This is a genomic window from Acinetobacter vivianii (genome assembly GCF_014635885.1).
In the GTDB taxonomy this organism is placed as follows: domain Bacteria; phylum Pseudomonadota; class Gammaproteobacteria; order Pseudomonadales; family Moraxellaceae; genus Acinetobacter; species Acinetobacter vivianii.
In genome coordinates, this window is record NZ_BMDR01000008.1 from 56,300 (window position 1) to 73,957 (window position 17,658).

The 17,658-nt window shown below is 44.9% G+C and carries 12 protein-coding genes; 10 read left to right on the top strand and 2 right to left on the bottom strand.

Translation table 11 applies throughout. The features are described 5' to 3' along the window. Nucleotides 1-2 precede the first annotated feature (2 nt). On the top strand, nucleotides 3-1,676 hold the full coding sequence (pgi, locus tag IEV36_RS15340) for a glucose-6-phosphate isomerase (protein ID WP_171067965.1): 1,674 nt from the start codon (nucleotides 3-5) through the stop codon (nucleotides 1,674-1,676). Then, complete coding sequence (gene galE, locus IEV36_RS15345) at nucleotides 1,669-2,685, top strand: UDP-glucose 4-epimerase GalE (protein ID WP_005255782.1); 1,017 nt, start codon at nucleotides 1,669-1,671, stop codon at nucleotides 2,683-2,685. The genes pgi and galE overlap by 8 nt, the downstream gene beginning before the upstream one ends. A gap of 52 nt (nucleotides 2,686-2,737) precedes the next feature. On the opposite strand, the gene IEV36_RS15350 is transcribed toward galE, so the two are convergent. Further along, nucleotides 2,738-4,108: a phosphohexomutase domain-containing protein gene (locus tag IEV36_RS15350; protein WP_032863794.1), complete on the bottom strand. Its 1,371-nt coding sequence runs from the start codon at nucleotides 4,106-4,108 to the stop codon at nucleotides 2,738-2,740. Between the two features lie 384 nt (nucleotides 4,109-4,492). On the opposite strand from IEV36_RS15350, the gene lldP reads away from it, so the two are divergent. The 4 genes from lldP to dld all read left to right on the top strand — a co-directional run bounded on the left by lldP (nucleotide 4,493) and on the right by dld (nucleotide 10,292). Then, the gene (gene lldP / locus IEV36_RS15355) at nucleotides 4,493-6,160 is read left to right on the top strand and encodes an L-lactate permease (protein ID WP_171067964.1); all 1,668 of its coding nucleotides are present in this window, start codon (nucleotides 4,493-4,495) and stop codon (nucleotides 6,158-6,160) included. A gap of 19 nt (nucleotides 6,161-6,179) precedes the next feature. After that, on the top strand, nucleotides 6,180-6,932 hold the full coding sequence (gene lldR / locus IEV36_RS15360) for a transcriptional regulator LldR (RefSeq protein ID WP_005255779.1): 753 nt from the start codon (nucleotides 6,180-6,182) through the stop codon (nucleotides 6,930-6,932). After that, nucleotides 6,929-8,080 (top strand): FMN-dependent L-lactate dehydrogenase LldD, encoded by a 1,152-nt coding sequence (gene lldD / locus IEV36_RS15365; RefSeq protein ID WP_005255777.1) that lies wholly within the window; start codon nucleotides 6,929-6,931, stop codon nucleotides 8,078-8,080. The genes lldR and lldD overlap by 4 nt, the downstream gene beginning before the upstream one ends. Before the next feature lie 505 nt (nucleotides 8,081-8,585). Continuing rightward, on the top strand, nucleotides 8,586-10,292 hold the full coding sequence (dld, locus tag IEV36_RS15370; RefSeq protein WP_005255775.1) for a D-lactate dehydrogenase: 1,707 nt from the start codon (nucleotides 8,586-8,588) through the stop codon (nucleotides 10,290-10,292). A 59-nt stretch (nucleotides 10,293-10,351) separates the two neighbouring features. Here dld and IEV36_RS15375 read toward each other — a convergent pair whose 3' ends face one another. Further along, on the bottom strand, nucleotides 10,352-11,566 hold the full coding sequence (locus IEV36_RS15375; protein ID WP_005228320.1) for an amino acid aminotransferase: 1,215 nt from the start codon (nucleotides 11,564-11,566) through the stop codon (nucleotides 10,352-10,354). A 442-nt stretch (nucleotides 11,567-12,008) separates the two neighbouring features. Between IEV36_RS15375 and IEV36_RS15380 the strand changes: the two genes are divergently transcribed. The 4 genes from IEV36_RS15380 (at nucleotide 12,009) to acnD (ending at nucleotide 17,630) form a co-directional block, all read left to right on the top strand. Beyond that, nucleotides 12,009-12,719, top strand: a complete 711-nt coding sequence (locus tag IEV36_RS15380) for a GntR family transcriptional regulator (protein ID WP_005255772.1) — start codon at nucleotides 12,009-12,011, stop codon at nucleotides 12,717-12,719. Beyond that, a complete protein-coding gene (gene prpB, locus IEV36_RS15385) occupies nucleotides 12,712-13,596 on the top strand; it encodes a methylisocitrate lyase (RefSeq protein ID WP_004773358.1) in 885 nt (294 codons plus the stop codon). The genes IEV36_RS15380 and prpB overlap by 8 nt, the downstream gene beginning before the upstream one ends. A 270-nt stretch (nucleotides 13,597-13,866) precedes the next feature. Beyond that, complete coding sequence (gene prpC, locus IEV36_RS15390; RefSeq protein ID WP_004773356.1) at nucleotides 13,867-15,024, top strand: bifunctional 2-methylcitrate synthase/citrate synthase; 1,158 nt, start codon at nucleotides 13,867-13,869, stop codon at nucleotides 15,022-15,024. Further along, a complete protein-coding gene (acnD, locus tag IEV36_RS15395) occupies nucleotides 15,024-17,630 on the top strand; it encodes a Fe/S-dependent 2-methylisocitrate dehydratase AcnD (protein ID WP_005255770.1) in 2,607 nt (868 codons plus the stop codon). Before prpC ends, acnD begins: the two co-directional genes overlap by 1 nt. Nucleotides 17,631-17,658 lie beyond the last annotated feature (28 nt).

Sequence of the window (17,658 nt, forward strand, 5' to 3'; positions counted from 1 at the left end):
TGATGACTAAGCAGATTCATCCTTTCGCTGTTAAAGCACAGTCCTCTGTTTTGGAAGAGCTGGCTGTTTTACAAAAGCAGTTTAAGGCGCTTCATCTAAATGCTTTATTTGCAGAGGATCCTACTCGCTTCAAGCATTTTTCAGTCGAATATGATCAGATCGTTTTAGATTTTAGTAAACATCGTATTGATCAGCAGGTGTTAAATCAATTGGTGGATTTGGCTCATGCTCAGGATCTAAATGGGTGGATTAAACGACTATTCTCATGTGAGCAGATTAACTACACCGAACATCGGGCTGCGATGCACTGGGCCTTACGTCTGCCTAAATCAAGTCCAAAGCTGCCAGAGGTCAATCAAGCCGTTCAAGATCAGCTGGAGCAAATGTATGCGCTGGTTGAAAAAATTCATGCTGGCCAATGCCGCGGTGCAACGGGTGAAGTGATTCAGGATGTGGTGAACATCGGAGTCGGTGGATCTGATCTGGGCCCCCTCATGGTCACCCATGCGCTTTCAGACTTTAAAGTCAAAACGGCAAAGCCTTTAGATATTCACTTTGTTTCAACCATGGATGGCAGCCAACTCTCTGAATTGTTACATCAGCTTCGCCCTGAAACGACCTTATTTATTATTTCTTCCAAGTCGTTTGGTACCATTGATACACTTTCGAACGCCCAGACCGTACGACAATGGTTAGAAAAAGCGTTAGGAAGCAACGAAAAGATTCTGAAGAATCACTTTGTTGGTGTCTCGACTAAACCAGAAAAAATGACGGAATGGGGTATTGCACCTGATAAGCAGCTTTTGCTTTGGGATTGGGTCGGCGGTCGCTATTCACTGTGGTCATGTATTGGTTTACCGATTGCGCTAACGATTGGTGTCGAAGGGTTTAAACAACTGTTGGCAGGGGCTTATGCCATCGATCACCATTTCCAGACGGCTTCATTTGAACAGAACATTCCTGTATTGATGGGGCTGTTAGGGGCGTGGAATAATAATTTTCTCGATATCCAAACCCATGCGGTATTGCCTTATGACGGGCGACTCAAGTATTTCGCGGCTTATTTACAGCAGCTTGAAATGGAGTCGAATGGTAAGTCCATTCAACGCAATGGGGAAAAGGTCAATTCAGCCACCTGCCCAATTGTTTGGGGAGAAGTGGGACCGAATGCGCAGCATGCTTTCTATCAGCTATTACATCAAGGCACGCACTCGGTCAGCTGTGATTTTATTGCCCCAGTAAAACGTTATAACGCAAACCAGTTTACCTATGCAGAAAGTGCAGAGGCACTGGTCGAGCAACATCATTTGGCTTTGTCCAACTGTCTGGCTCAATCGCGTTTACTGGCGTTTGGAAATCAGGCTTTAGCCGCTGACGAACTTGAAGCTTTACCTGCATATAAGCAATATGAAGGTAATCAACCGAGCTCAACCATTTTACTTAAAGAGCTCAACCCTTATAGTTTAGGGATGTTGATTGCAATGTATGAGCATAAGGTGTTTGTGCAATCTGTACTTTGGAATATCAACCCCTTCGATCAATGGGGCGTTGAAAAAGGTAAAGAAATTGCCAATCAGCTGTTACCGATTTTAAATCGTGAGCAAGAAGATTTATCTTCATTTGATGCATCAACGCAAGGTTTGCTGAAAATATTGTTAGGAAAGACAGATGGCTAAGATTTTAGTCACAGGTGGTGCGGGCTATATTGGTTCGCATACCTGTTTAGAATTGCTGGATGCAGGCCATGAAGTTATCGCATTTGATAATTTGTCCAATAGTTCGGAAGAAGCTTTGCGCCGTGTCGAAAAACTGGCAAATAAAAGCCTGATTTTTGTAAAGGGTGATATTCGCCATGAGCAGGATCTAGATCAGGTCTTTCACAAATTTCAGATTGATGCGGTGATCCATTTTGCAGGCTTAAAAGCAGTGGGTGAAAGTCAGCAAATCCCCTTAGCCTATTTTGAACATAATATTGCGGGGAGTCTACAACTCTTCAAATCGATGGAAAAAGCGGGTGTTTTTAGCTTAGCATTTAGCTCATCTGCAACGGTATATGGTGAGTTAAATCCTTCACCTTATCAAGAAGATATGTCTCTAAGTTTGCCAAATAATAATTATGGTTATACCAAACTGATTATTGAACAGATGCTAGAAAAGATGGCGCTGGCTGACTCAAGATGGTCGATTGCCTTGTTACGTTATTTTAATCCAGTCGGTGCACATAAAAGTGGGCAGATTGGAGAAGATCCTCAGGGTATTCCCAATAATTTAATGCCCTATGTCACACAAGTAGCGGTAGGACGTCGTGAAAAACTGTCTATTTTTGGCAATAACTATCCAACCAAAGACGGCACTTGTGAGCGGGATTTTATTCATGTGGTTGATTTGGCGAAAGCTCATGTGTTGGCCGTTTCCAATCGTCTCAACAATAAAGGTTGCCGAGCTTGGAATATTGGAACCGGAGCTCCAATTTCAGTTCTACAAATTAAAGAAACCTTTGAGAAAGTGAATGGAATTAAGATTCCGACAGAATTTGCGGAGCGGAGAACCGGAGATTTGGCCGCATTTTATGCAGATGCTTCGCGAGTTAAAGCTGAGCTGGGCTGGCAACCCCAATATACCTTGGAAGATATGCTGGCAGATAGCTGGAACTGGCAAAAGCAAAATCCAAACGGTTTTAACTGAATCGGATGATAATAAAAAAGGAGCATGAAGCTCCTTTTTTATTGGGAGTAAATTAGCCTTGAATCAAAGCTGTTAATTCGTCGATATAATGCTGCATCGGTTGCGGATTTTTGTCTGCACGGCTTTCGATATTTAAGCGCAATAATGGCTCAGTATTTGATGCACGTACATTCAGGCGCCAAGCACCAAAATCGAGGCTAACGCCATCGGTACGGTCTACCTGAGGATTCTGGTCAGCATAATGATCAAAGATTTTTTGTACTGTGGCTTGTGTGTCAGCCACTTTAAAGTTGATCTCGCCACTGCACGGGAATTTGGCAATCATGTTTTCAACCAGTGTTGAAAGCGATTGTCCTGTTTCTGAAAGCAATGCAATGGTGAGTAACCATGGAATCATACCGCTGTCACAATAGGCAAAATCGCGGAAATAATGGTGGGCGCTCATTTCACCGCCGTACACTGCATTGTGTTCACGCATCACGTCTTTAATGAAGGCGTGTCCTGATTTTGACTGTACTACAATACCTTGATATTGATCGACGATATCAAAGGTATTCCAGACTAGACGTGGGTCATGCACGATTTTCTCACCTGATTGTTTGATCAGGAAGGCTTGTGCCAATAAACCGACGATGTAATAGCCCTCAATAAACTGACCTTTTTCATCAAACAAGAAGCAACGGTCAAAATCACCATCCCAGGCAATGCCCATATCAGCTTGATGTTGCAGTACTGCATCACGGGTACTGTCGCGGTTTTCAATTAAAATTGGGTTAGGAATACCATTTGGGAAGTTGCCATCAGCTTCATGATGAATTTTAATAAATTCCACAGGGATGTTGAGTTGCTGGAATTTTTGTTCAATGGCATCAATCACATGACCTGCTGCACCATTGCCCGCATTGACCACTAGCTTGAGCGGACGAATTTTTTGCGGATCGATATAAGTGAGTAGATGCTCGATGAACTCAGGCAAAATATTGTAGTTTTGCGTGGTGCCTTTATTCGCAACTTCAGTGAATTGCCCTGATTCAGCAAGTGCCTGAATTTCTTTTAAGCCTGTTTCCGCACTGATAGGACGAGCATTTTCACGCACCAGTTTCATGCCGTTGTAATCCATTGGATTGTGGCTGGCAGTCACTTCAATACCGCCTTGCACATCTAAGTGGAAGGCTGCGAAATAGACTTCTTCTGTGCCTGTCATACCCAAATCAAGCACATTGATGCCTGCATCATTCAAACCACGAATGGTTGCCTGTTTTAAGCCTTCGCTACTTAAACGGATATCACAACCAATCACTACAGTTTTAGGTTGATAGATCTGTCCATAGGCACGACCAATGTTATAAGCAATCTCTTCATTCAGTTCTGTGCCGAGTTTGCCGCGAATATCATAGGCTTTAAAACAAGTCAGTTGAGTCATATTGTTCAATTCATAGTGATGTGATTTGAGTTGTGAACACATTATACAGATATCGCCAAGAAGTCATATTTATAGTTCTTTATCGAGTGATTACGGTTGAGTTTAACTTCGTAGAGTTGCCGTAAAGACAACCCTTTCATAAGACTTTAGTCGAATGTGAAATAAGAAGATTGATAGAAAAGGGTTGATTTAGTTTAATTATTATTGGTCATACCAATTATTGTCGTTACAGTGGGGTTGATCCTGATAATTCATATAATTAAGATGCATAAAGATTGCAAATGGGTGGGATTTGCTTATTTATGGAATATTGGTCATACCAATATTGGAAAGATTCGTTAAATATCGAAGTGAAAACAAAATGACGCCCAGCATTTCAAGGAGATGAGAATGCTAAATGTGTGGCAACAAATTTATGACCCTTTAAATAATATCTGGCTATCCAGTGCGGTTGCGCTGATTCCGATTATTTTCTTCTTCTTAGCTTTGGCTGTATTTCGCTTAAAAGGCAGTGTTGCGGGAACCTGCACTGTGATTATTGCCATGCTGATTGCTTTATTCTTCTATCAAATGCCCGTTGAAATGGCATTTGCTTCTGTAGTTTATGGTTTTATTTACGGTTTATGGCCAATTTCCTGGATTATTATCGGTGCCGTTTTTCTGTATAAAATTTCAGTGAAAACAGGGCAGTTTGATGTCATTCGCTCCAGTATTTTATCGATTACTGAAGACCAGCGCTTACAAATGCTACTGGTCGGTTTCGCTTTTGGGACCTTCCTTGAAGGTGCGGCAGGTTTTGGTGCACCAGTTGCAATTACCGCGGCATTATTAGTCGGACTAGGCTTTAAACCACTTTATGCCGCAGGTCTTTGTTTGATTGTGAATACAGCACCTGTGGCCTTTGGGGCGATGGGGATTCCGATTATTGTGGCAGGGCAGGTATCTGGTGTAGATACCATGGAAATCAGCCAGATGGTGGGGCGCCAGTTGCCGTTTTTAACCATCATTGTGCTGTTCTGGATTATGGCGATCATGGATGGCTGGCGTGGCGTGAAAGAAACTTGGCCTGCGGTATTGGTCGGTGGTAGTGCTTTCGCCATTGCACAGTATCTAACCTCGAATTTTCTGGGGCCAGAACTGCCTGATATTACGGCTGCGATTGCCTCATTGGTCAGTCTCACCCTGTTATTCCGTGTCTGGAAGCCGAAGCATATTTTCCGTTTTGAGGGCGTAGATCCACAAAATACAAGCTCCGCAGAGCATACACCACAACGCTATAGCATTGCGCAGATTGCCAAAGCATGGTCTCCGTTTATGATTTTAACCGTGATGGTGACCATCTGGAGTATTCAACCGTTTAAAGCTTTGTTTGCTAAAGATGGTGCATTGGCGGACTGGATTTTTAAAATTGAAGTGCCGTATCTGCATAAGCTGGTAGAAAAAATGGCGCCGATCGTGCCAGAAACCACAGCCTATGAAGCGATCTATAAATTTGACTGGTTCTCTGCCACAGGTACAGCGATTTTTATTGCGGCCATCATTACCATCATTTTCCTGAAAATGAAAACGCGTGAGGCGGTCACTACCTTTGGCGAAACATTGAATGAATTAAAAACGCCAATTTATTCGATTGGGATGGTGTTGGCCTTTGCTTTTATTGCCAATTATTCAGGTCTTTCTGCGACTTTGGCTCTAGCATTATCACACACAGGTCATGCTTTTACTTTCTTCTCGCCATTCTTGGGTTGGCTGGGAGTATTCCTGACGGGTTCAGATACGTCATCAAATGCCTTGTTCTCGGCTTTACAAGCGACCACAGCCCAGCAAATTGGGATTCCAGAAGTATTGCTGGTGGCTGCCAATACCAGTGGCGGCGTAACGGGCAAGATGATTTCACCACAATCGATTGCGATTGCCTGTGCAGCAGTAGGTCTCGTTGGAAAAGAGTCAGACTTGTTCCGTTTCACGGTAAAACATAGCATCATATTTACTGTCTTTGTTGGCATCATCGTCACGGTTCAGGCTTATCTGGTGCCGTGGATGATTCCATAACTCGAGTAAAGGGAATGTGATGAGAATCTCCGATCAAGTGGTCATGAAATTACAGGCGCTCATTGAGCAGCGCCAGATGAAAAAAGGTGATCGTTTGCCAGCCGAGCGTCAGCTTGCAACCAGCTTGGGGGTGTCTCGTCCGTCCTTACGTGAAGCGATTCAGCAATTGAATAGTCAGGGCGTGCTCAGTAGCCGCCGTGGTGATGGGACCTATATTCAGCAATTGCCAGAACAATGGTCACAACAGTTGATTGTGAATCCGATTAGTAACCTGATTGAAGAAGATCCGCTGTACCGTTTTGATGTGCAAGAAGCCCGTTTGTTACTGGAAGGTGGAACAGCTTGGTATGCAGCATTGCGTTCAACGTCTGAAGATCGCGCCAAAATCCATCATTATTTTGATGAGATTAGCCGCCATCAAAATGCAGGGGATTCGGCTCAGGCCGCGGTTGCAGATGCAGAATTTCATTTGGCGATTGCTGAGGCCTCACACAATATTGTATTGATCCAGATGATGCGCGGCTTGTTTGACTTGTTGCAATACAACGTCTTACTGGGACGCAAGAAAGTTTATAACGATCCTGTTAATGGTGATTTGCTCAGTGAGCAGCATTTTCAGGTGATGGATGCGATTGATCGTAAAGATCCCGAAGCTGCACGCCAAGCGGTGTGTGGGCATATTGAATTTGTGATTAATCATGTACGTGCGCTGGACGAAGATGAAGCTCGCCAGAAACGTGCAACACGTTTAACAAGAGTTGACTCAAAATGATTATTTCTTCTGGCAATGATTATCGTGCTGCGGCACAACGTCGTTTACCGCCATTTTTATTTCATTACATCGACGGTGGTGCCTATTCGGAATATACCTTAAAACGCAATGTACAGGACCTTTCTGACATCGCTTTGCGTCAACGGGTACTGAACGATATGTCAGCACTTAGTCTGGAGACCAAGCTGTTTAATGAAACGCTTTCAATGCCGGTGGCTCTGGCACCTGTAGGTTTAACAGGTATGTATGCGCGTCGCGGCGAAGTTCAGGCGGCAGTGGCAGCGGATAAAAAAGGAATTCCATTTACCTTGTCGACGGTTTCGGTTTGTCCGATCGAGGAAGTTGCACCTGCCATTAATCGCCCAATGTGGTTCCAGCTCTATGTCTTGCGTGACCGTGGCTTTATGCGTAATGCCTTGGAACGTGCCAAAGCGGCAGGGTGTTCGACACTGGTGTTTACCGTGGATATGCCTGTACCAGGGGCGCGTTATCGAGATGCACATTCAGGTATGAGTGGTCCAAATGCAGCGATGCGTCGTTATATGCAATCGATGTTGCATCCGCATTGGGCATGGAATGTCGGCATGTGTGGCCGTCCCCATGATTTGGGCAATATCTCGAAATATCTGGGCAAACCGACTGGACTTGAGGATTATATCGGCTGGTTAGGTTCTAACTTTGATCCGTCAATTTCTTGGAAAGATTTGGAGTGGATTCGTGAGTTTTGGGATGGCCCGATGGTGATTAAGGGGATTCTTGATCCTGAAGATGCCAAAGATGCAGTGCGCTTTGGTGCAGATGGCATCGTGGTCTCCAATCATGGTGGTCGTCAACTCGATGGCGTGATGTCTTCTGCACGGGCTTTGCCTGCGATTGCTGATGCAGTGAAGGGTGATCTGGCGATTCTGGCGGACTCTGGTATTCGTAATGGTCTGGATGTGGTGCGGATGTTGGCCTTGGGTGCGGATACGGTGTTATTGGGACGTGCCTTTGTGTATGCCTTGGCGGCAGCAGGTGGACAAGGGGTATCGAATTTACTTGATCTGATTGATAAGGAAATGCGGGTGGCAATGACGTTGACGGGTGCGAAGTCGATTCAGGAGATTAATGCGGATTGTTTGGTGCAGGCAAGTAAATTGGGTGTTTAACCGACAGAACAGGTGCAGCATAAGCGAGATAAAGTGGTTGTCGCTTTTTGTCGAATTGTCAGTCATTTAGTACTAGGCACAGCCGCAAAGTCTGGTGACATGCTTATGTCTGAGGTAGAGGCATTTGTCACTTTTGAAGGATCAAAAGTAACCAAAAATCCTCTATTCCGATGACGGTACTTCCCTGCTACCGCATCGGAACAGGCGGCATCCTTGCCGCCGACGTGTAGCCACTTAGGTTAAGAAATTAGTTGCTGGTGCTAAACGTCACTTACAGCCTGCGTGGTGTTGGTAAGATATTGTTTTTGCAATGTAACTTGAAAAATGGATACAGTGAACAGGTTCTGTAAGTGACAATGCCTTTGGTTACTTTGGGCAAAACCAAAGTAACAGAATGAGTTACTTTCATCATAACTTATATACCGTAAGACCCTGCCGTGCTGATCTAGTTTTAGCATGCATAAGATATAGCTAGATTTTATATGGATGATCCAAAGGAGCCATCATGCAAACATTTTCTCCCAAAGCGGTGATTGATCGTTTACAGCAGATTGTTGGACGTCAGCATGTACTGAGTGATGATCAAAGTACCCGCCAGTATCGGCAAGGTCGTCGTTTTGGTGAAGGTAAAGTCTTTGCAGTGGTCATCCCGGGTACCTTGCTGGAACAATGGCAGGTGCTGCAAGCGGCGATTGATGCAGATTGTATTGTCATCATGCAAGCCGCCAATACAGGACTAACGGGTGGTTCAACACCTTATGGCGATGATTATGATCGTCCTGTGTTGGTAATGAGTACGCGCCGTTTAAAGGGCATTCAGGTCATCCATGACGGTAAGCAGGTGATTTGTTTGCCTGGGGCGACTTTGGATAATCTGGAACAGCTATTGAAAGGCTATGATCGGGAACCACATTCGGTGATTGGTTCTTCCTGCATTGGCGCTTCGGTATTGGGTGGGGTCTGTAATAACTCAGGCGGTGCACTGGTACGTCGTGGGCCTGCTTATACGGAACTGGCGCTATATGCGCAGGTCAATGCACAAGGTCAGTTGGAATTGGTGAATCATCTCGGCGTGAACTTGGGCTCAACTCCTGAAGAAATCCTGACCCGTTTAGAGCAGCAGCAATATCAAGCGACAGATATTTTAGATGATGTTGAAAAGCAGGCATCCGATCAACGTTATGCGCAAGATGTCACTCAAGTCGATGCTGATAGTCCAGCGCGTTTTAATGCTGATCCATCACGTTTGTTTGAAGCCTCGGGTTCGGCAGGAAAAGTCTGCGTGTTTGCGGTGCGTCTCGATACCTATGAGAAGGTAGAGAGCAGCGTTTTCTATATTGGCACAAATGATGCCGATGACCTAACCGCGATCCGTCGTTATTTACTCACGTCGTTGCCAAGCTTGCCGATTGCAGGGGAATATATTCATCGTGATGCTTACCATATTGGCGAAAAATACGGTAAAGATACCTTTCTGTTTATTGAAAAATTTGGCACCGCCAATGTACCGAAAGCTTTTGCACTGAAAGACAAGGTCGATGGCTTTTTAGAAAAATTTAAAATCAAAGGGCTGACCGATCATCTTTTACAAGCGGTCACGGCCTTGTTACCGAGTCATTTACCCAAACGGATGACCGAATATCGTGATCGTTATGAACATCATCTGATGTTACGCGTTGAAAATAATTGCAAAGCCCAGACCGAAAAATTTTTACAAGACTATTTTACGGTGCATGCTTCAGGCAATTTCTTTGTCTGTGATGCGGATGAAGGACGTAAAGCCTTTTTGCATCGCTTTGCGGTGGCAGGTGCAGCGATCCGTTATCGTGATACCCATCGGGACGAGGTTGAAGATATTGTGGCGCTCGACATTGCGTTACGTCGTAATGATCGTGAATGGGTCGAGCAGCTGCCTGAGGAGATGGAACAGCAGATCATTCATAAGCTTTATTATGGGCACTTTTTCTGCCATGTCTTTCATCAGGATTACATCCTTAAAAAAGGCAATGATCCTTTAGCGATGGAACATCAAATGTGGCATTTGCTGGATGCACGCCGTGCTGAATATCCAGCCGAGCATAATGTCGGTCATCTGTATATTGCCAAGCCTACATTGGCGAATTTCTATCAGAAACTTGATCCGAATAATTGTTTTAATGTCGGGATTGGACAGACCTCTAAATTGAAGTATTGGGGCAAAGCCAAGCCCTAAATTCACATAAAACCAGCAATAAAAAAGGCGCTTTAAGCGCCTTTTTTATCTGTTACAACTTAAGCTGTTGCAGCAGATTTTGCTAAAACTTCAGCCACTGCTTTTGCAACTTTGTAAACGTTATTCATGTTCAGACCCGCAACACAGATACGACCACTGCGTACCAAGTAGATTGCATATTCTTCACGAAGAATGTCCACTTGCTCAGCCGTTAAACCGGTGTAGCTAAACATGCCTTTTTGGTTCACAAGGTAGCTAAAGTCACGGTCAGGAAGGGCTTTAGTCAATTCATCTTTCAAGATGCTACGCATTTTGATAATACGCTCACGCATCTCTTTCACTTCGCCTTGCCATTGTTGATTGAGATCAGCGTCATTTAATACTTGATCAACCAACCATGCACCTGTTGTTGGTGGGCTAGAGTAGATACGACGTACTGTTGCTTTCAACTGACCGAATGTGCATTTTGCTGCTTCAGCATCGTCACATACGAAGGTCAAACCGCCAACACGCTCACCGTAAAGTGAGAAGATTTTAGAGAACGAGTTGCTGACAATAAAGTTCAGACCTGCTTGGTCTAAAGCACGAATTGCATAGGCATCCTGTTCCATACCATCGCCAAAACCTTGATACGCGATGTCGAGGAATGGAATGAGGTTACGTTCTTTTAATACCACAATCACTTGATCCCATTGTGCTGGGTTCAAGTCTGCACCTGTTGGGTTATGGCAGCATGGGTGTAATAACACAATGCTTTGTTCTGGCAATGTTTTTAAAGTAGACAACATACCGTCAAAATCAACGCCACGTGTTTCAGCATCGAAGTACGGGTAGAAGTTGCTCTTGATGCCTGCACCATTGAAGATCGCAACGTGGTTGTCCCAAGTTGGCTGGCTTACCCAAACTTCTGAATTCGGGAAGTAGGTTTTTAAGAAGTCTGCACCCACTTTTAATGCGCCAGAACCACCAAGCGTTTGAATTGTAGCAACACGACCTTGTTGAATTGCAGGGCTATTTGCACCAAACAATAACGCTTGAATCGCATCACGGTAAGGCTTGAAACCTTCCATTGGTAAATAAAGCTTGGTTTGCGTGTTTTTAGGAGCAATACGTTTTTGCGCTTCGATAATGGTATCAAGCTGAGGAACGATACTGTCTTCGTTATAGTACAAACCAATACTAAGGTTAACCTTTTCAGCACGCGAATCAGCATTGAACTGTTCCATTAATGAAAGGATCGGATCGCCTGCATAAGGTGGGATATGTTGAAACATTAACAATGTCCTTTTCTTCAACAAAGTGCATAGATGTCTGGGGAAGTTGCGCTGCATGAGCGGAACCTTCGATGCCCAATAATGTATCAATAAAGACTGCATGAAGCACGCTGTTATTTACATTTTGGTGCAGTATTTACTTACAAAATTTGTCGGGATTGCTCAATTATAAAGATTGTCTACAATCAAGCTGTCATACCATGGTCGTAGGATAAAAAGTAGCAGCTCTGAAAGGGCAGTGAAAAGACCTAAGATCCGATCCTGTATTTTGAATTTAAGTTATTGTTTTATATTTTATTTTAATAATTCTGCCAAGAGACAATATACGTGTGTCAAGGCCATTGGATTGACAGCATCAGTCTAATTTATTGTCGACAATCCTATTGCATTTTTTGTTATACCTCGTTATAAAATCATCAAAACTGTAGAGATTGTCGACAATATGCAAGATACCCTTGTTCCTCAAGCCATCAGCACCAGTCAGGGAATGACCCTGACGGAACACGTATTTAAGCAAATTCAGTCGGCAATTGTGTTGGGACAAATTCCTGCGGGCAGCAAGATTTCAGAACCTGAGCTGGCACGTATTTATGGTATTAGCCGTGGCCCGCTACGTGAAGCCATTCACCGTCTGGAAGGGCAGAAACTGGTTGAGCGTACTGCCCATGTTGGTGCGCGTGTGGTGTCATTGTCACTGCAACAGTTTCAAGAGCTCTATCAAATTCGTGCATCATTAGAAGGCTTGGCCTGCAAACTGGCGGCCCAGCATATTGATAAAAAACAGATTCTAGCCTTGCGTGATGTATTGCGTATGCATGCCGAAGATGAAAATTTTAAAGCAGGCAAAGGCTATTATCTGCAAGAAGGTCAGGACGATTTCCATTACTGCATTATCAAAAGCAGTGGCAATAAAACCCTCGAAAAAATGTTATGCGATGAGCTGTATCACCTCATTCGTATGTATCGCATCCAGTTTTCAAATACCCCAGATCGTCCGAGCAAAGCTTGGGACGAACATATCCGCATTTTAGATGCGATTGCCGAAGGTGATGGTGAGCTGGCTGAAATGCTGATGCACCGTCACATCAATGCATCCTACAAAATTGTTGAGCAAACATTGCTACAAAATCAAGGAGAACAACAACATGGCTAAACAGTCTGCTGGTCAGCTATTCCGCGACGCGGTCGCAAATGAAAAACCATTACAAGTGGTGGGTGCGATCAATGCCAACCATGCTTTATTGGCAAAGCGTGCAGGTTATAAAGCGATCTACTTGTCTGGTGGTGGTGTTGCGGCAGGTTCTTTGGGTTTACCTGATTTGGGTATCAGTAACCTTGATGATGTATTGACCGATGTACGCCGTATTACCGATGTGTGTGATCTGCCATTGTTGGTCGATGTGGATACAGGTTTTGGGGCATCTGCGTTTAATATCGCACGTACCACCAAGTCGATGATCAAGTTCGGTGCTGCTGCGATGCATATTGAAGATCAGGTTGGCGCTAAACGTTGTGGTCACCGCCCAAATAAAGCCATCGTAACCCAGCAAGAAATGGTAGACCGTATCAAAGCCGCAGTCGATGCGCGTACTGACGACAGCTTTGTGATCATGGCACGTACCGATGCACTTGCAGTTGAAGGATTACAGGCTGCAATTGACCGTGCGGGTGCTTATATCGAAGCAGGTGCAGACATGCTGTTTCCAGAAGCAATCACTGAATTGGCAATGTATAAGCAATTTGCAAATGCGACCAAAGTGCCTGTTTTAGCCAATATCACTGAGTTTGGTTCTACGCCATTATTTACCACTGAAGAATTGGCTTCTGCCGATGTCAGCATCGCGCTCTATCCACTTTCTGCATTCCGTGCCATGAACAAGGCAGCAGAAAATGTCTATGAGACTTTGCGTAAAGAAGGCACGCAAAAGAATGTGGTCGACACTATGCAAACCCGTCAAGAATTGTATGAACGCATTAACTACCACGCGTTTGAACAATATCTTGATGGAACTTTTGCGAAGAATAAATAAGTAAATCCTTAATTCATAAGAATTTAGGTTGAAATTTGCTATGCAGAAAAGTCATCTGCAACCTGCGCGGTTTAAACAATATATTGTTTCTGCGATAGATTGATTAAATGGTGTTATTGGACAGGTTTTGCAGATGACAATGGTTTTGCCTACTTTTCCCGAATGAAAAGTAGGTCGAACCGAAGGTTTATCCTGAAAAAGGATGAGAACTCGGCACGACTCCGTTGAGTTGCTCAAAAATAAATTAAATAGATAGAAAAGGACAATCTTATGAGCAGTAATGAAACAACAACAGGCTTCAAACCAAAAAAATCAGTTGCACTCAGTGGACAAGTTGCAGGCAACACTGCACTCTGTACCGTAGGCCGCAGCGGCAACGACTTACACTACCGTGGCTATGACATTCTCGATCTTGCTGTCGGCAGCCAATTTGAAGAAGTGGCACACTTGCTGGTGCACGGCAAATTGCCGAACAAAGCCGAACTCAAAGCCTATAAAGCAAAATTAAAAGCATTACGTGGCTTACCCGCAGCATTGAAAACCGCACTTGAGCAACTGCCACCATCTGCACACCCAATGGATGTGATGCGTACGGGTGTATCTGTGCTCGGTTGCTTAACACCAGAACATGAAGACCATAACGAAGCAGGCGCAAAAGATATTGCGGATAAATTGATGGCAAGCTTAGGCTCAATGTTGTTGTACTGGTATCACTTCAGCAACAACGGTCGTCGCATTGAAGTTGAAACCAATGATGATTCGATTGCTGCGCATTTCTTACATTTACTGCATGGCGAAGCGCCATCGGAAGAATGGATTCAAGCCATGCACACCTCATTGATTCTGTATGCAGAGCATGAGTTCAATGCATCTACCTTTACTTCACGTGTAGTGGCAGGTACAGGTTCTGATATGTATTCAGCAATTACGGGCGGTATCGGTGCGTTACGTGGCCCTAAACATGGTGGCGCGAACGAAGTTGCTTTTGTGATTCAACAGCGTTATGACAATGCCGATGAAGCAGAAGCTGACATTCGTAGCCGCGTTGAGAAAAAAGAAGTGGTGATTGGTTTTGGTCACCCAGTCTATACGGTTTCTGATCCACGTAACGAAGTCATCAAGAAAGTGGCACACGACTTGGCGCAAGCACAAGACAACACCAAGATGTACTTGATCGCTGAGCGCCTAGAAGCCGTGATGAAAGAAGTGAAGAACATGTTCCCGAACCTCGACTGGTTCAGTGCGGTGAGCTATCACTTGATGGGCGTTCCAACTGCAATGTTCACCCCATTATTCGTGATTGCACGTACTGCGGGTTGGTCTGCGCATGTAATTGAACAACGTCAGGACGGCAAGATTATCCGTCCAAGCGCCAACTATACCGGTCCTGAAAATCTTGAATTTAAACCATTGGCGGAGCGTGGTTAATGAACACAAAATATCGTAAACCGCTGGCGGGTACCCAGCTCGAATACTATGACGTGCGTCAAGCCGTTGAAGATATTCAGCCAGGCGCATATGCGACTTTGCCGTACACATCGAAAGTGTTGGCTGAACAGCTGGTGCGTAAAGCTGATGCAGAAAATTTAACAGAATACTTAAAGCAATTGATCGAACGCCGTCAAGATACCGATTTCCCTTGGTATCCAGCGCGCGTCGTCTGTCACGACATCTTGGGTCAAACGGCACTGGTAGACCTTGCTGGTTTGCGTGATGCGATTGCCGATAAAGGCGGTGATCCTTCCAAAGTGAATCCTGTGGTGCCAACTCAGTTGATCGTCGATCACTCTTTGGCAGTGGAATACGGTGGCTTTGACCCTGAGGCGTTTGAGAAAAACCGTGCAGTGGAAGACCGTCGTAATGAAGACCGTTTCCACTTTATTGAGTGGACCAAAACTGCCTTTAAAAATGTCGATGTCATCCCAGCGGGCAACGGCATCATGCATCAGATCAACTTGGAGAAAATGTCTCCAGTGATTCAAAACCGTGATGGCTTGGCTTTCCCTGATACCTGTGTCGGTACAGATTCACATACCCCGCATACCGATGCGCTTGGCGTCATTTCAGTCGGTGTCGGTGGCTTAGAAGCTGAAAATGTCATGCTCGGTCGTGCATCTTGGATGCGTTTACCTGACATCATTGGGGTTGAATTTGTTGGTCAATGTCAAGCAGGTATTACTGCAACCGATATCGTGTTGGCATTGACTGAGTTCTTACGTAAAGAGCGTGTTGTCGGTGCTTATTTAGAGTTCTTTGGTGAAGGCGCTGACAGCATGTCTGTGGGCGACCGTGCCACCATCTCAAATATGACCCCAGAATATGGCGCAACTGCTGCGATGTTCTATATCGACCAGAACACGATTGATTATTTACGTCTGACCGGTCGTGAAGATGCGCAGGTGGCTTTGGTTGAGCAATATGCCAAAGAAATTGGTCTTTGGGCATCTGATATGACCCAAGCACAATACCCACGTGTGCTTCGTTTTGACCTTTCAACGGTGACTCGTAACATCGCAGGCCCATCAAATCCGCATGCACGTGTGTCTACGGCTGACTTGAAAGAGAAAGGTATTGCTGGTGTAGTTGAGAACCGTACCGATGGTTTAATGCCAGATGGCGCGATTATCATTGCTGCCATTACCTCATGTACCAATACTTCAAACCCGCGTAATACCGTTGCCGCAGGCCTATTGGCACGTAAAGCCAATGAACTCGGCTTGGTGCGTAAACCTTGGGTGAAATCATCATTTGCACCGGGTTCAAAAGCGGCTGCGCTATATCTTGAAGAAGCGGGTGTACTCAAAGATCTTGAGAAACTTGGTTTTGGTATCGTGGCTTATGCATGTACCACTTGTAACGGCATGTCAGGCGCACTTGACCCAGTGATTCAACAAGAAATCATTGATCGTGACTTATACGCCACTGCGGTACTTTCGGGTAACCGTAACTTCGATGGTCGTATCCATCCATATGCAAAACAAGCGTTCTTGGCATCTCCGCCGTTGGTTGTGGCCTATGCAATTGCAGGAACGATTCGTTTTGATATCGAAAAAGATGCATTAGGTACAGACAAAGACGGTCATCCAATTTACCTGAAGGATATCTGGCCTTCAGATGCTGAAATTGATGCACTTGTGAAAGAGGCGGTGAAGCCTGAACAATTCCGTAAAGTCTACATTCCAATGTTTGACTTGGGCGAATTTGAACAAGCTGAAAGTCCGTTATATGACTGGCGTCCGCAAAGTACTTACATCCGCCGTCCACCCTATTGGGAAGGGGCGTTGGCTGCACCACGTACTTTAGCCAATATGCGTCCGTTGGCAATTTTGGGGGACAACATCACCACCGATCACTTGTCACCATCGAATGCGATCCTGATGGATTCGGCTGCGGGTGAATATCTGCATAAAATGGGCGTACCTGAAGAAGACTTCAACTCATACGCAACCCATCGTGGTGACCATTTGACGGCACAACGTGCAACCTTTGCGAATCCGAAACTGTTTAATGAAATGGTGGTCCGTTCAGATGGCACCATTAAGCAAGGTTCAAAAGCACGTGTCGAGCCTGAAGGCGAAGTAATGCGGATGTGGGAAGCGATTGAAACCTACATGAACCGTAAGCAACCGTTGATCATTGTGGCGGGTGCGGATTATGGTCAGGGTTCAAGTCGTGACTGGGCTGCGAAAGGTGTTCGTCTTGCAGGGGTTGAAGCGATTGTGGCTGAAGGTTTTGAGCGTATTCACCGTACTAACTTGGTCGGTATGGGTGTTTTACCGCTTGAGTTTAAAGCTGGTGTCAACCGTAAAACCTTAAAGCTAGATGGTACTGAGCTGTATAGCGTGATTGGTAATATTGCACCGCGTTCGACGTTAACTTTAGTGATTGAACGTGCCACAGCGGATGGTAAGGAAGAAATTCTGGAAGTACCTGTGACGTGTCGTTTAGATACAGAAGAAGAAGTTTCTGTTTATGAAGCGGGTGGGGTATTACAGCGTTTTGCGCAAGACTTTTTAGAAGGTCAAGTGGCGTAAACAGTGTTGTTACCTTATTCAGAAAAAG

Bases quoted from the DNA above. Each gene is read 5' to 3' on its own strand.
- acnD (WP_005255770.1), top strand. From the start codon at position 15,024: ATGAACACAAAATATCGTAAACCGCTGGCGGGTACCCAGCTCGAATAC.
- lldP (WP_171067964.1), top strand. From the start codon at position 4,493: ATGAGAATGCTAAATGTGTGGCAACAAATTTATGACCCTTTAAATAAT.
- dld (WP_005255775.1), top strand. From the start codon at position 8,586: ATGCAAACATTTTCTCCCAAAGCGGTGATTGATCGTTTACAGCAGATT.
- galE (WP_005255782.1), top strand. From the start codon at position 1,669: ATGGCTAAGATTTTAGTCACAGGTGGTGCGGGCTATATTGGTTCGCAT.
- IEV36_RS15350 (WP_032863794.1), bottom strand. From the start codon at position 4,108: ATGACTCAACTGACTTGTTTTAAAGCCTATGATATTCGCGGCAAACTC.
- prpC (WP_004773356.1), top strand. From the start codon at position 13,867: ATGAGCAGTAATGAAACAACAACAGGCTTCAAACCAAAAAAATCAGTT.
- lldD (WP_005255777.1), top strand. From the start codon at position 6,929: ATGATTATTTCTTCTGGCAATGATTATCGTGCTGCGGCACAACGTCGT.
- lldR (WP_005255779.1), top strand. From the start codon at position 6,180: ATGAGAATCTCCGATCAAGTGGTCATGAAATTACAGGCGCTCATTGAG.
- IEV36_RS15375 (WP_005228320.1), bottom strand. From the start codon at position 11,566: ATGTTTCAACATATCCCACCTTATGCAGGCGATCCGATCCTTTCATTA.
- pgi (WP_171067965.1), top strand. From the start codon at position 3: ATGACTAAGCAGATTCATCCTTTCGCTGTTAAAGCACAGTCCTCTGTT.
- prpB (WP_004773358.1), top strand. From the start codon at position 12,712: ATGGCTAAACAGTCTGCTGGTCAGCTATTCCGCGACGCGGTCGCAAAT.
- IEV36_RS15380 (WP_005255772.1), top strand. From the start codon at position 12,009: ATGCAAGATACCCTTGTTCCTCAAGCCATCAGCACCAGTCAGGGAATG.